We start from the raw sequence: 14,726 nt of genomic DNA, 5'->3' as shown, positions 1-14,726 counted from the left end.
TGACGTAGCCCGGAGCGATCAGCCGGACGTTATGTCCCAGCTTCGTGATCTCCCGCGCCCAGTAATGGCTGCTGCCGCAGGCCTCCATGGCAACCGTGCAAGCCGGCTGCGCATCAAAGAATTTAAGCATCTGATCGCGGCGAAGCTTCTTTCTAAACAGGATAGCTCCCGATGCATCTGCACCATGCACCTGGAACACGTTCTTCGCTAGATCCAACCCGATCATGCTAACTTCCGACATGGACGCCTCCGTTCAAGTGATGATCAACGACACCACTTTGGCACAGCGATGCCGTCAGGGGGCGTCCACCCCATCAACCTGCCCGCCCACAAGGCCGCCGGCGTGCGCGACGCGATTGAGGCCGCAGGCGCGAGCCTGCTCTACTTGCCGCCCTACAGTCCCGACTTCAATCCGATTGAGAACGCCTTCGCCAAACTCAAGGCGCTGCTGCGAGCAAAGGCCGAGAGAACCATCAAGGCTCTCTGAGACGCGGTCGGCGCGGTCGTCGACCTCTTCACCCCAGCCGAATGTGCCAACTACTTCAAAGCCGCAGGATGTTCATGCAGCAGCTGCTCGAACGATCGTTCTGTCACGCGGCTCATCACCCAAGCCACGGCATCGGTGTTTGCGGTCATGTACTTAAAGGATCTGCCGTGCGGGCCATCCTTGCGAATGGTGCACAAGTAGTCGCTCAAAGTTTGCCGACCACTGTCGCCAACCGGCGGGGTCGCCAGCCGCAGGCGTGCATGCGCCCAGAAACTGGAGCGCCATCTTCGTAGACCTCGCTATAATCGAGGCCCGTCTGCATGTCCATCACCTGGCGCAGCGTCGCGTCTTCGAATGCGCTGCCGCGGAGTTCTGGCAGATAGTACGCGAGCACCTTCGAATCGGCCACGGCGAGCGTACCCGCATATGACTTCGTAACCGAGTGCAGCGCATGCGGCAGGTGCGGCTCGAACGCGCCAAAATAGCGCTCGTAGACGACGCGCCCACGATGCAGCACCACAATCCCATCCGTGTAGGAGTCGTAAAGGGCCTCGTCGAACCGGCGCACGCGCCCCTCCGCGTCGACGAAGGTGAGCGCGTCGATGTCGGTGGTCTTTTCGCTGCGATCGAGCAACGCAGGCCCGCCCCGCCCCGCCACAGGGTGACCGTCGGCACAAGCTCGCGCATGTGCGACATCGACCAGCGCAGCTGCGGAAATTGAGAAAAGCGTCGCTTTCGAGGGTGATGCGCTTGTCCGCCGGTGGCGGCGCACCGCGCATCCAGCCGAGCTCATTGGGATCGGACGCGCGGCCGTCGAGGTAGCGCTGTCCATTAAACTCGAGCATGCCCACGATACGCTCTCCTCCCTAGATTTAGGTTACCGAAAAATGGCGCAGTTCAGGGTCACGACAAATTTCCGTCTGGTTGCTCAGGGCGTTTTCGGCAGGCGTCTAAAGCTTGATGTCGTCAAGCGGCCAAATCGGGCGGCGGACATGGCGGTAGTCTGGGGCGGCGGTTTCCATCCCGCCGCCGTCGACCCTGATCATCTCGCGCGCGATCGGCTCGAACGCCGCACGGAAATGATGATAGGACTTCACTGCTATGGTTGCACAGTGAAGTGGGTCGATACCGAGCGAGGTAAGCTGGGCCAAGTCGGTCGCTTGGTCGTTCCCCGAAGTTACCACAACTTCGATGCCGCCCACGCGCAGCATCAGGCTCGACCCGTAGTTGCGCCATGCCCCTCCGCCCATGGGTCCATAGCAGCGGAAGCGGCCGTCGGTTATGGAGACAATCTGCGCCTCGACCTCAAGCGGCCCTCCGCCCGTCTCGGGCGCGTACTTGCCGCCGAGTTGGATGCACCCCTTGTTGCCGACGCCGATAGCGATGCCCGCCTGCACGGCCGCCGGATCGAAGATCGCATGGAAGGCCGCGTTCTGGAGGTCTGTCGCCATCATTGCGCGCAGCAGGTTCGTCGCGTCGCCGTAATAACCACCGCCGGGGTTGTCGCTGAAATCAGCGAGCACCAGAGGCTTGTCGGCGCCAGCCTCGCCCGACTTGGCGCGTTGCACCGCCTCGGTGATACTGATGCTACCCCCGAGGTCGGAGGTAAACTCGCGTGTCTGCCACGCATAATCCATGAATTCCTCGGCGATGCGCTGCGCCTCCGTGGCGTCGCCATCGGCGGTGACGGTGACGCTAGGCCCGACGTCGTAAATGTCGCTCCGAGAGAACCCGGCGCAGACGCTGACCGCTAGCGCTTTGCCAGAGTGTTCCAGCGCCTCGCCGCGGTCGATCAGTTCGCGCATGGGGCCTACCTCGGTGCGCCCGTAATCGAGACCGCGCAGCATCGGGCGTTTGGCAATGACAGTGCGCGGACGGATCTCGCCGCGAATGGCACGGTCGAGCAGCTTGGCCCCTTGCCAAGCGCGTTCATAGTAGTCGATATGAGGATAGGTGCGCACGGCGATCAGCGCCGAGGCGTTCGTCGCCATCTTCTGAGTGACGTTGGCGTGCAGGTCGAGCGTGACGACGATCGGCGCGTCGGGGCCGAGGTTCGCGCGCAACCGGGCGAGGATCTCGCCTTCTGCGTCCTCGCAGCCCACAGCGACCATCGCACCGTGCAGGTTGATGAGCGCGCCATCGCAGCCCTCGGCGCCTGCAAGGAACCAGGCGCAGAGCTGCTCAAAAGTTTCCTTCGTCACCATGCCTCCAGGGGTGGCGCTAGCTACGAGCGGATGAGAGAGGGTCCAGCCGAATTTCTCCGCCGCCTCGAACGCCGCGCCCACCGCGGTGCGTGTGCCCCGCCGCGCCGGCGGAATCTCGTCGCCCAGCAGCAAGGCGCCGAATCGAAAATGCTCAAGCGTAGTCGGCACCTTGCTGAAGGTGTTTGCCTCATGTTCGATTTCGCCAGTGAGGATGCGGTAGTTCATTGGAACGTCCGGATAGCAAAGGGATGGCGCAGCAGTTGGGGTACGGGACGATGGTCGATCGCTTATTAGAGGCCGGCGGTCATGGCGAACACCAATGGTCGAGCGCCGCCCCGATGGGCAGAGCGTAAGGCACGTTGGGACTAAGTGGGCTGCAGACGTATCGATCCAACACCGTTCACGATCTCGATATGAGTGCCAAATGGCTCCGAGAGTTTCTGTAGGCGCTCCAGAATGGCTTTTGCTTGCGGTGCAGGAGCGAGACGCGGCACGCCCCTATTGGCAAACCTCTTCGAGTGACCGAGCTCGATTGGATAGAGGCGCAATTCAGCAAGTTGGTTCCCCTCATAGCGACTGACTGAGACAACGCTCTCATAGTAGATGGGGTCATGGAGTTCTTCCACGAAACCTTCCGGCGATGGATATCCTTTAAAAACTTCGTCAATCGTTACTTCCGCATCCGTGTGAACTTTCGGGTCCTTGCCGTAAACGGCAAACATGTCAGCGCCCACCGGCGTTCGGAGGTCCTCACAGAAGAAATTTCCCAAGCTATAAAAGATAGGCCGCCCTTTGTAGATTTCGATGCCCCGCAATTGATGTGGCCCGTGTCCAACGTATGCGTCCGCTCCTGCTTCAATAAGCGTGCGGGCGAATGATTGTTCGTAGTCAGGCGGCTCTGAGCTCCAGTTGCCGGGCGTGTGCCCATGGTTCGTGACGATGCAGAAGTCGGAGAACTGCTTGCCTTGGCGAACATTACGCAAGATCTCGGTGACATCGCTTGGGCTAGCTTCGAAGCTATAAGCTGCTTTCTCACCCGTTCTATATGTAACCCCTTCAAGTATCACCACGCTTTTATCCTGTCTCGCAGAATTGTAGTTTGGCAACGCTGCCCGTACTTGCCTCAGGCTTTCGAGCATTTCCGGCGCGAGCACAACGCTTTTGTCCAAACGAAGGGCGTTAAGACCCGGTCTGCCTGGCGCCTCGCCAGCGGGATCGCACGCGCGAGCCATAGGCATGAATGATGCAGCAAATGACACTAACGCCACGCGACCGCGAGCGGTTTCCAGGAAGCGTGCTGCGCCCGCCTGTGCGAGATTTTCGCCTGCGCCTGCATGAATAATGCCGTTCTCATCAAGCGCGCGGCTCGTTTCACGCATGCCTTCAACGCCCCAGTCGAGTGTATGGTTATTAGCGCGACTAACCATATTGAAGCCCATCGCCTTCAAGTCAGGTCCCAGCTCCGGAGCGCTGATGCAATACGCACCGCCGTACTCAGCCTGCGGGCATCCTTTAGACCGAACATTCAAGATGTTGGTTTCCATGTTGCCGAATGTGACATCGGCATCATGCAGGATCTTGACGAGGTCGTCGAACCCAGCATGTCGGCCCTTGGTCACTGGTCGCGCCAAAAGGAGGTCGCCAACTGCTGCCATTGTAAAGCCGTCTTCAACGTTCGTGGCAATTGAACCGACCGTGTCAAAGCCACCATCGTGCTGGATCGGACGGCTTCCATTTTCGTACGAATCTCGCTCCATTTGATCTCCTGCTTTTCACGAATTTGCATTTTCTGCCGCTATACTTGCGTTTTCCGATGCCTTAGGGCCGGATCATCAGGCTGAGCCACATGAGCAGGCGAATGATCGCCCGCCGCAGCAGGCTGGCCCCGGAGTTCTGTGGCCGGAGCGCGCACATGACAGGCCACGACGTGCCCGTCTGGCATTGGCACCAAAGGCGGCACTTCGATGCGGCAGCGCTCGACCGCGAGCGGACAGCGTGGATGGAACGCGCATCCGCTCGGCGGATTGATGGGGCTTGGCACCTCGCCCTCGACGGGCACGTCTAGCCGAGCTCGGGTGGGATCCGGGATTGGAGCCGCTGCGATCAGCGCCTCGGTGTAAGGGTGGACCGGCTTGGCGAAGAGCGCCTCGCATGGGGCGAGTTCCACGATCCGGCCCAGATACATGACCGCTACGCGATGCGCGATATGCTCCACGACGCCGAGGTCATGCGAGATGAAGACGAAGGCGATGCCCATCTGCTGCTGGAGATCCAGAAGCAGATTCAAGATCTGTGCCTGCACGGAGACATCCAGGGCCGAGACTGCTTCGTCGGCGATAATGAGCGAGGGCTTGAGCGACAGCGCCCGTGCAATGCCGAGCCGCTGGCGCTGACCGCCCGACAACTCAGACGGAAGCCTGTTCATCATCTCGGGCGACATCCCGACCTTTCGGAGAAGGTCCGCGGCGAGTGCCTGGCGCTGCTTCCGGCTAAGGCGCTCGAAATTCTCGACAGGTTCGGTGATGATCTGTCCAGCGGTAAGGCGCGGGTTCAGCGACGAGTAAGGATCCTGGAAGACCATCTGCATCCGACGGCGCCACGCGTGAAGCGCGTCCTTCTTGAGGCCCGCAATATCGGTCCCGTCGATCAGCACGCGCCCACCCGTCGGCTCCACCAGCCGCATCAAGAGCCGCGCGACAGTCGACTTGCCGCAGCCGGATTCGCCGACGATGCAGAGTGTCTCGCCCGCCTCGACAGAAAAGGATACATCCTCCACCGCCCGGATCACTGGAATGCTTTTCTTGAAGATTCCCGCACCGAGCGGATAATGCTTGGTCAGATTCTCGACTTTCAGCAGAGGACCACTCATGCGCCCATCACCTCTTCGGCGCGCCAGCAAGCTGCGGCGTGGCCCGGCCTGACATCACGCAGGATGGGGGTCTTCTCGCGGCAAATATCGATCGCGAACGGGCAGCGAGGCGCAAAGCTGCAGCCCACAATGGGCTCGCGCAGGCTTGGCACGATGCCGGGGATTTCCGGAAGGCGGCGCTGACGGCCGCGCCGCGGATCAGGCACCGATCGCATCAGGCCCTGGGTGTAGGGATGCGTGGGGCGCGCGAACAGATCGATTACGGTCGCCTGCTCAGCGATGCGGCCAGCATACATCACGATCACGCGTTGGCATGTCTCGGCTACGACGCCAAGATCATGCGTGATGAACATGACGGCCGTTCCCGTGCGCTCTTTCAGATCGACAATGAGCCGCAAGATCTGCGCCTGGATGGTGACGTCGAGCGCTGTGGTCGGCTCGTCGGCGATCAATAATTCCGGCGAGCAGGCAAGAGCCATGGCGATCATGGCGCGCTGGCGCATGCCGCCTGACATTTCGTGGGGATAGTTGTTCACGCGATGCTCGGGGTCAGCGATGCGGACGAGACGGAGCATCTCTTCGGCCTTTTCCATGGCCACTGACCGTGAGGCCTTGGTGTGCATCTGCACCGCCTCGGCGATCTGGTGGCCGACCGTATAGACCGGGTTCAGGCTCGTCATCGGCTCCTGGAAGATCATGGCGATCTGGTCGCCGCGGATCTGTCGCATCTCCCGATCGGACAACTCAAGCAAGTCGCGTCCGTGAAAGCGGACCTCGCCGCCGACAGTCCTGGCGGACAGCTTCGGCAGCAGGCGAAGGATCGAGAGAGCGGTGACGCTCTTCCCGCATCCAGATTCGCCGACCACACCGAGCGTTTCGCCTTTCTTGACCTGGAAGCTGATGCCGCCCAGGGCGCGGGTGACGGTCTCTTCGCCGTAAAAATGCGTCTCAAGGTCTCGGACTTCGAGCAGCACGTCGTTCCCTGGCGTTTGATGCATTTGCATGTTAGCGCCTCCGCTTGGCGCGGGGATCGAACAGGTCGCGCAGGCCGTCACCAAGCAGGTTGACGGCAAGGACCGTGAAGGCAAGGCAGATACCGGGCGCGAAAATCGTCATGGGAGCGATGGCGAGATAAAGGCGGGAGTTGGCGATCATGTTGCCCCAACTCGGAATCTCCGGCGGCACGCCCACCCCAAGGAAGCTCAGCCCCGCCTCCGTCAGGATCGCGCTGGCGCAGACAGTGGCGCTCTGGACCATCAGCGCAGGAATGGTACTCGGCAGGATATGCCGCCACAGCACCTTGGGCAGGCGCGCACCGCCGCAGAGCGCGGCCTCCACATAGGGACGCTCGCGAACTCCCAGAACCACCGAGCGAACCAGCCGCGCGACGGCCGGCGTCTCAGGGATCGCGATGGCGACGATGAGGATGCCGATGCCGGGCCCTGTCAGAGAAATGAGCGCAATCGCCAGCAGAATCGTCGGGATCGACATCAGGCCGTCCATGACCCGCATGACCACGTTGTCAAAGCTGCGGCTGTAGCCGGCGATGACACCGATCAGCAGCCCCGCAAGAGCTGCGCACGCCGCCGACAGCAGCCCGACCATGAGGGAGATGCGGGCGCCGAAGATCGTGCGTGCAAAGACGTCCCGGCCCAGATTGTCGCTCCCGAACCACATCTCGGCGGAAGGCGGCTGCAGGCGCTTGAACGGATCCATGTTCACTGGATCCCCGGCGTAAAATGGGACAGCGATCGCCAGCATGATCAGGAGCGCCAGGAGGCCGCCGCCGATCAGGACCAGCGGGTGCCGCCTTGCCGTACGGGGAACATCGGATAGCCGCAGCCGACCCACCGGCACAGCTTCAGCTGGTGCGGAGAGCAGGGACATGTCAGTACCGGATGCGGGGATCGATCAGCGTGTAGGCAAGATCGACCGTGAGGTTGATAAAGACGTACAGACCCGAAGTCAGGATGAGCACGCTCTGAATGATGGGATAGTCGCGGTTGTTGATCGCATCCACGACCAGACGACCGATACCGGGTATGTTGAACACCGTTTCCGTGAGGACGACGCCGCCGATCAGATAGGCGAAGCTTATGCCGATCACCGTGAGGATCGGGACGCCGGCATTCTTCAAGGCATGGTGGAAAAGCATGGCATAGGACGAAGCGCCCTTGGCAGCGGCCGTCCGCATATAGTCTTCCGACAGGACCTCGAGCATGCTCGCCCGCGTAACCCGGGCGATGAATGCGATGTAGCCAAGACTTAACGCCACTGTGGGCAGGACCAGGTGCACAAACCAAGGCCCGAGGCCCTGGTTGAAAGGGGCGTATCCCTGGACCGGTAGCCAGTGTGTCTTGATGGCGAAGAAGTATATGAGGAAATAGCCGATGACAAAGACCGGGACGGAATAACCAAGTGCCGAAAAGGCCGCGAGGAGGCGGTCGACGAGCCCGCCAGTTCGCCACGCGGCAAGGATACCGAAAGAGACCCCGACCGACACCGAAACGATCATCGTCAGGATTGACAGCGAAAGGGTCGGTTCAAGCCGTTGCGAGATGAGCTCGAGAACCGGTCGTCCGGCAAAGATCGAGGTGCCGAAATCGCCGCCGAGCATGTCGCGTACCCAACCGATGAACTGAACCGGCATCGGATCGTTCAAGCCCAACTTTTCGCGGATGCCGGCGATCATCTCCGCCGTGGCCGACTTGCCGGCGATCATCGCCGCCGGGTCGCCGGGCGCCAGCCTGAGAAGCAGGAAGACGAACATCCCGACCATCACCATGACGGCGATGGCTGAGATCGACCTGCGTAGAATGTAGGCCGCCATTAGATCGCCTTCTGCATGTTCCACATCAGGATGAGCCCCGGCATACCGATGAGGCCAGTGAGCGTCTTGCGGCGCGCAATTGGCGAGACATGTTGACCCAACAGCACCTCGGGCACATAGTCCCACCATATCCGCTGCATCTTGCGGGCCAGTACCTTGCGCTCTTCGAGCGTTTCGACATCCGCCCATTTGGTCCGAAGAGCCTCATATTCGTCGTTCTGCGGCCAGCCGAACCACGCTTTTTCGCCATTCATGGGCAGGGTGACGTCGGCGATAACAGCACCGAGGATCGCTTCAGGTTCGGTAGTTATGAAGATGTTCCAGCCGCCGTCCTCAACGGGGCCCTTGTTCGCGCGGCGCGTGGCGAGCCCGCCCCAGTCGCTCGGCGCAAGTTCGGCATTCACCCCAATCTTCCGCAATGCGGCTGCTACAACCTGAGAGGCATTGCTTGCCTCCGCCCAATCCGTCGGCTGCAGGATGACGACCTTCTCGCCGGCATATCCGGCCTCCTTGAACAGTTCCCTGGCCTTTTCGGGGTCGCCCCCCTTTTTGAACCATCCCGTGTTTTCGTCATTAGACACCGGCGTTCCGTTTCCAAACATCGAAGTGACGGTGCGGAAGTATTTCGGGTCGCTGTAGGCGGCGCGCGACACAGCCTCTTGATCGATTAAGTGCAGCATCGCTTGGCGTGCCTTCACGTTGTCAAACGGCTTTTGCAGACAGTTCATGCGCACGAACATGTCGTAGCCGGTCTTGTCGAGAACTTGGAGTTCAAGGTTGGGATCGCTCTCAATGACTGGGAAAAGATCGGTGGGGGGGGACCTAATGAAATCAATCTCACCCGCTTGCAAGGCCGCGACGGCAGTCTGCTGATCGCTAATATTCTCCCAAATGATGCGGTCGACCTTCATGACCTTCCCGCCGGCCAATCCGTCCGCAGGCTCGCTACGTGGCACGTATTCGTCATTGCGATCGTAGGTGAAGCTCGCGCCCGGCTTGGCAAGAGCATGATTGAACTTGAGGGGGCCCGATCCGATATTCCCCGTCACCTGCTCTGTTGGAGAAAGACTCGCGTCCTTCTCACGCATGATGAATGGCCCTTGGAAAGCCAGGATGTCGAGCAGAACCCCCAGCGGCTCCTTCAGCGCTATTGTGAAGGTCCTGTCACCCTTTTTCGAGATGTCCTTTGCCCGCGCCATGAGCAACTGCCCGCCGGGAGCAACTTGGCCCCAGCGACGGATCGAGGCCACACAATCCGCCGCTGTGACAGGGGTGCCATCGTGCCACCCCAGACCATCGCGAAGCTCGAACGCATAGGTCTTCTTGTCGTCGGAAATGTCCCACTTGCCGACCATCTGCGGATGCGGCACGAAATTGAAATCGACCCCGAACAATGTGTCGTATATCGCGAACGCATGGGTAAAAGTGCCGTCAGACGTTGAAACGACCGGATCGAGCGCACTGAGATTTTCTATCACCATGCGGACTGTCCGGTCGGGGGTCGGCGATGTTTGCGCTCGCAGGACGGAAGGGACCGATAGAGCCGCCCCAGCAGCCAAGCCCGCCTTGATAAGCTCGCGTCTTGAAATCGTCATTTTCCAATTCCCCTTTTGAGCCACTGGCCCGGTTTATCCGAGCCTATTGATTCTGCCGATACCACGAGCAAGGCGTTCGCCCTCAAAGAAGGAGCGATCGTTTTCCAACGAATGACCCCACCGGGGATGGCCTGTTCCAAACAGTAGTACCGGGAGCAGGATCGTTTATGCCAAAATGCGTCGACTGCTGAAACATGGGCTGCAGAAACTGGCGCGTTTGAAATGTTCCGGCCTCCTCGGGCTGCACGCGGCAGTCCACCCGGTTTCGCCCCCACGAGCCGCTACGCGTCCGCTGCCCCATGGCTCATTCATTCGATCTCTCTGTCTGTCGTCGGTACTAGTCCCAGATCGTAAATCTTGCCACCGAAAAACAGTCCATTTCTTGGTCGCAGGGCGCTCGAGGCGGCCAGGAAGGGGTGCAGAGCTGATGCGGCGGCAGGGTTGAACGTGGGTGCCAGGCCATATTGCGCAATACGAGAGTCGGTTCCCTCACGCAGACCATTCGAGCCTTAGACCAACGACACCCTCGGATGTGCCTTTTGTAACCGGACGCATAAGTTTGGAATGTGGTTGAACACCGGACATGGGACCCTACGCTCGACGATGCGACCCGTTCGGGAAACGTGTTGCCGGCATGATTATCGCTCCAAAACGGGCCTATCATTGTCTGAGGAACACGCCTCAGCCGACGCGCTGTTCTTACAACGAGTTCGCCGCTGAGCCCGGCTCCCGTTTGCGTCAGCTCAGCAGGGCCCACGGTTAGGGCGGCTGATAGAACCATTTCACTTCATCCCGACAAGTGACCGTTGCGGGTCGCTGATCGTTTGAATTTGGTGCCCAACATCGCGTTTTCCACGTCAACATTACCGGTGCAACCAGCGATGCCAAGCTTCCGGCCTAAGCTGCCAGCGCAACCTCATTAAGAAGGCTCGTCAATTGCCCAGACGAGCCCGACTAAGCGACCGAAAGATAGAAATGACACAGCCCTTACCTGCGATTCCTACTCTCGACGAGCATCACGTGGACCGATGCCGCTACCCGCGTGGGGTCGCTTTCATGGATGGGCAATACCTGCCGATGTCCGAGGCCAAAATCTCCGTGCTCGATTGGGGTTTCCTGCACTCCGACGCCACGTATGACACGGTGCACGTCTGGAATGGCAGGTTCTTCCGGTTGGATTTGCACCTTGATCGCTTCCTCGGGGGCGTGGAACGGCTGCGAATGAGGTTGCCCTATAATCGCGAGAAAATAGAGTCGATCCTGAGAAATTGTGTCGCTTTGTCGGGGCACAAATCGGCGTACGTGGAGATGATCTGCACGCGGGGTTCGTCGCCGACATTCAGCCGCGATCCTCGCCAAGCGGAAAACCGCTTCATCGCGTTTGCGGTGCCCTTTGGATCAGTCGCCAACAAAGAGCAGCTGGAAAGAGGTTTGCACGTCGCGATCAGCGAGACTGTCCGCATCCCGCCTAAATCGGTCGATCCCGCCATCAAGAACTATCACTGGCTCGATCTCGTGAAGGGCCTTTTCGACGCCTACGACATGGGAGCGGACACAGCGCTAATAGTAGATATGAACGGACACATTGCGGAGGGGCCCGGCTTCAATGTGTTCGTTGTCAAGGACGGATCCTTGCGGACACCCGCTTTTGGGGTGTTGCCGGGCATCACGCGCAGGACTGTGTTCGACATTTGCGCCGAGATTGGGCTGTCGGCCACGGCTGCTGACATTAGTCGTGCTGAGATCAAAGCGGCCGAAGAGGTGTTCATCACCTCGACTGCCGGTGGAATTATGCCCGTGACGCGTATCGACGACGCCGTTATCTCTAATGGGGAGGTGGGGTCTATCACCCGCAGACTCATGGATCTCTACTGGCGAATGCACGATGATCCGGCATGGTCAACTGCTGTTATCTACCCATAATCGGAGATGAGGCATGCGACGGCAACTTTGCGAGCATCTTCGTGACGATGAAATTGACTGTCGTCACGCAAGGTCCCGAAATTCAAGCAGGCGCGCTTCGGCGGGAAGACGCCTTGGATTTGGTGTTGTGGACGATACACGCAGACATCTCCTGCTGCGGCGATTCCAGCAGTCGTAAGACGGGCGCGATCCGCGACGGCGCGACAACTTTCTGCGTCACCGAGTCGCGCTGCGCGCCGAGGACGCTTATCTCAACGAGGGGACCGACCTATCCGCGAAACGGTGACGCCGGTTTGCTCGATGTCACAATCCCTGTGAATATGACGTGCTCGCAGCTCTAGGTGCCCTTTGGCCTCGTGGCTTGCGGTTGAGCGAATCGACACCCCTTACCACTTGATGATGAGCGTCCAGTCTTCACTGGTCATGTACTTGTGTCGGGCGTACTCGACGCCATTCCTGCGAAGTTGCCGATGAAAAGCGCTTTTATTGCCCATTTGTCAGCGGAACTGACTGGCTTGAAATCCGCGGGGCTCTACAAATCCGAGCGCGTCATCACCTCGACGCAGTCATCCGAGATCGAACTCGAGCAAGGTCCTGAATTTCTGCGCCAACAACTATCTCGGTCTCGCCGACAAATGAAGATCTGCGGAAGGCAGCTAAGGCTGCGCTCGACAGCTATGGATACGGCCTGGCGTCGGTCCGCTTCATCTGCGGCACTCAGGAAGAGCACAAGCAACTCGAGGCGCGCATCTCCTCATTCCTCAATATGGAACATGCGATCCTCTATTCATCCTATGACGCCAATGCCGGTCGAGACGCTGCTCGGCGAGGAAGACGCCATTGTTTCCGATGCGCTAAACCACGCCTCGATCATTGACGGCGTGCGTCTGTCGAAGGCCAGACGCTTCCGCTCCGCCAACAATGACATGGAAGCGCTGGAAAATGAGCTGAAGAAGGCCAAGGGGAGCCGCTTCAGCCTGATCGCGACCGATAGTGTATGTTCCATGGACGGCATCATCGCCAATCTTGGCGGCGTTTGCGATTTGGCCGAGAAATACGGCGCGATGGTCATGGTCGACGACAGCCATGCGGCAGATGGCTGAGAAGATGCTCCAGCGCGGCATTTATGTGGTCGATTTCTCCTTCCCCGTCGTCCCGAAGGGCCAGGCGCGCATTCGCGCGCAGATGTCTGCGGCACATTCGAGTGTGGATCTGACCATGCCGTCGAGGCCTTCACAGAGGTGGGCAGGGAATTGGGATTCAGCCGGTGTCGAACATGACGGAGCGTCTTCGTCGATGTCCGCGAGGAAGTCATGATTGTCGTGGCGTTAAGTCCGGGTCGACCTCTGGAACCATGGCCTACTCTCGTTCAGTCTACTGTCGGGCTCTCGTTGCACATTGATGCCTAGCCTGAACGAGGCAGCGCTCGTCTGGCTCTGGATGATCGCCCGCAGGACCTGCACCGTTTTTTCTGCCCGGAGGCCAAAATGCCCAGGATTGTTGTCATCGGCGCGGGGATCACCAATGTATCGACTGCATATGCCCTTTTGGAGCGAGATATGATGCCACGGTACATCGTCAGCGGTATGCTGCGATGGAAACGTCATTTGCCAATGGCGGACAGCTCTCTGCGGCGCGACAATGAAGCTGCGAGCGCGCATTGCCTCGCCTGAATTGTTCCAGGATGTTGAGCCGTTGCCTCATCTGATTTGCTCCCCGCATTTGTATGGCAGGAGCAAATCAGATGAGGCAGGTCAGCATGGCGGCGCGGGATGAGCTGGTGAGCGCGGTAACGGAGCGCTACGCGCGAAGCGAGCGGGCAGAGAAGTCGCGCATTCTCGATGAGTTCGTGGCGGTGAGCGACTTTCACCGGAAGCATGCGATGCGCCTATTGCGCAACGGACCGCAGGTGGGCCGTTCGGCGCCGCGGCCGGAGCGGCGGCTTTATGACGATGCGGTTAGAGCGGGATGAATTGAGGCTGAATCGGCGGGAGATTCCCTTAGGCGGGCAAATCTGATTCAACCTTCTTGCTGGGCAAGGAGGTCAGCATGGATGGGCAAGCCTTACTCGATGGATCTTCGCGAACGGGTTGTTGCGTCGGTTGAGCGGGAGGGGCTGTCGCGGCGGCAAGCCTCGGCGCGCTATGGGGTTGGTATCAGCACCGTCATCAGATGGGTGAGCCGGTTGCGCGAAACGAACAGTCTTGCGCCGGGCAAGATGGGCGGGCACAGGCCGAAGAAGATTGCCGGTGAGCATCGGGAGTGGCTGCTGGTGCGCTGCCGGGCCGCGGATTTTACGCTACGCGGTCTTGTGATCGAGCTGGCCGAGCGCGGCTTGAAGGTCGATTACCGCTCGGTGTGGGAGTTCGTCCACGCCGAGAAGCTCAGTCACAAAAAAAGACGCTAATCGCGGCTGAGCAGGATCGCCCGGATGTGGCGCGCCGGCGGGCACAGTGGGCAAAGTATCAGGACCGTATCGACCCTTCCCGCCTGGTGTTCATCGACGAGACATGGACCAAAACCAACATGGCGCCGCTCAGGGGATGGGCGCCGCGCGGCGAAAGGATCAAAGCCAAGGTGCCGCACGGCCATTGGAAGACCATGACTTTTCTGGCGGCGCTGCGCCATGACCGTGTCGATGCGCCATGGCTGATCGACGGACCGATCAACGGCGAGCGTTTCCAACTCTATGTCGACAAGGTTCTCGTCCCAACCCTCAAGCCAGGCGACATCGTCGTCATGGACATGTGTGGACGCCCCCGTCAGCGCAAGAAGAATCTTATATGAAGAATGAGGAGCGTGGTCGGGTGCTGACATG

9 protein-coding genes and 6 pseudogenes are annotated in these 14,726 nt (G+C 60.0%); 6 read left to right on the top strand and 9 right to left on the bottom strand.

The window, feature by feature from the left end:
- A pseudogene (locus NKK47_RS33510) lies at positions 1-241 on the bottom strand (IS110 family transposase); the annotation flags it as partial.
- 75 nt (positions 242-316) lie between these two features.
- Between NKK47_RS33510 and NKK47_RS33505 the strand changes: the two are divergent.
- Positions 317-556 (top strand): annotated as a pseudogene (locus NKK47_RS33505) (transposase); the annotation flags it as partial.
- A gap of 136 nt (positions 557-692) precedes the next feature.
- On the opposite strand, the gene NKK47_RS33500 reads toward NKK47_RS33505, so the two are convergent.
- From NKK47_RS33500 to NKK47_RS33465, 8 genes are all read right to left on the bottom strand, one after another.
- A complete protein-coding gene (locus tag NKK47_RS33500; protein WP_352579735.1) occupies positions 693-1,121 on the bottom strand; it encodes a serine hydrolase domain-containing protein in 429 nt (142 codons plus the stop codon).
- Between the two features lie 316 nt (positions 1,122-1,437).
- The gene (locus NKK47_RS33495; RefSeq protein ID WP_352579734.1) at positions 1,438-2,916 is read right to left on the bottom strand and encodes a M81 family metallopeptidase; all 1,479 of its coding nucleotides are present in this window, start codon (positions 2,914-2,916) and stop codon (positions 1,438-1,440) included.
- Between the two features lie 140 nt (positions 2,917-3,056).
- Positions 3,057-4,448: a CapA family protein gene (locus NKK47_RS33490; RefSeq protein WP_352579733.1), complete on the bottom strand. Its 1,392-nt coding sequence runs from the start codon at positions 4,446-4,448 to the stop codon at positions 3,057-3,059.
- 38 nt (positions 4,449-4,486) lie between these two features.
- Positions 4,487-5,560 (bottom strand): ABC transporter ATP-binding protein, encoded by a 1,074-nt coding sequence (locus tag NKK47_RS33485; protein WP_352579732.1) that lies wholly within the window; start codon positions 5,558-5,560, stop codon positions 4,487-4,489.
- Positions 5,557-6,564 (bottom strand): ABC transporter ATP-binding protein, encoded by a 1,008-nt coding sequence (locus NKK47_RS33480; RefSeq protein ID WP_352579736.1) that lies wholly within the window; start codon positions 6,562-6,564, stop codon positions 5,557-5,559. Before NKK47_RS33480 ends, NKK47_RS33485 begins: the two co-directional genes overlap by 4 nt.
- Position 6,565: 1 nt before the next feature.
- Positions 6,566-7,447, bottom strand: coding sequence for an ABC transporter permease (locus tag NKK47_RS33475; RefSeq protein ID WP_352579731.1), 882 nt, complete (start codon positions 7,445-7,447; stop codon positions 6,566-6,568).
- Between the two features lies 1 nt (position 7,448).
- Complete coding sequence (locus NKK47_RS33470) at positions 7,449-8,390, bottom strand: ABC transporter permease (protein WP_352579730.1); 942 nt, start codon at positions 8,388-8,390, stop codon at positions 7,449-7,451.
- The gene (locus tag NKK47_RS33465) at positions 8,390-9,985 is read right to left on the bottom strand and encodes an ABC transporter substrate-binding protein (protein ID WP_352579729.1); all 1,596 of its coding nucleotides are present in this window, start codon (positions 9,983-9,985) and stop codon (positions 8,390-8,392) included. Before NKK47_RS33465 ends, NKK47_RS33470 begins: the two co-directional genes overlap by 1 nt.
- A gap of 1,056 nt (positions 9,986-11,041) precedes the next feature.
- On the opposite strand from NKK47_RS33465, the gene NKK47_RS33460 reads away from it, so the two are divergent.
- The 5 genes and pseudogenes from NKK47_RS33460 to NKK47_RS33435 form a co-directional block, all read left to right on the top strand.
- On the top strand, positions 11,042-11,908 hold the full coding sequence (locus NKK47_RS33460) for an aminotransferase class IV (protein ID WP_352579728.1): 867 nt from the start codon (positions 11,042-11,044) through the stop codon (positions 11,906-11,908).
- Positions 11,909-12,378: 470 nt separating this feature from the next.
- A pseudogene (locus tag NKK47_RS33450) lies at positions 12,379-13,188 on the top strand (aminotransferase class I/II-fold pyridoxal phosphate-dependent enzyme).
- 207 nt (positions 13,189-13,395) lie between these two features.
- A pseudogene (locus tag NKK47_RS33445) lies at positions 13,396-13,544 on the top strand (FAD-dependent oxidoreductase); the annotation flags it as partial.
- A gap of 108 nt (positions 13,545-13,652) precedes the next feature.
- Positions 13,653-13,865, top strand: a pseudogene (locus NKK47_RS33440) (transposase); the annotation flags it as partial.
- 96 nt (positions 13,866-13,961) lie between these two features.
- Positions 13,962-14,662, top strand: a pseudogene (locus NKK47_RS33435) (IS630 family transposase); the annotation flags it as partial.
- Between the last annotated feature and the right edge of the window lie 64 nt (positions 14,663-14,726).

Source organism: Mesorhizobium sp. M0019, from assembly GCF_040323975.1.
In the GTDB taxonomy this organism is placed as follows: domain Bacteria; phylum Pseudomonadota; class Alphaproteobacteria; order Rhizobiales; family Rhizobiaceae; genus Mesorhizobium.
This window is presented reverse-complemented; position numbering and strand designations above follow the sequence as displayed.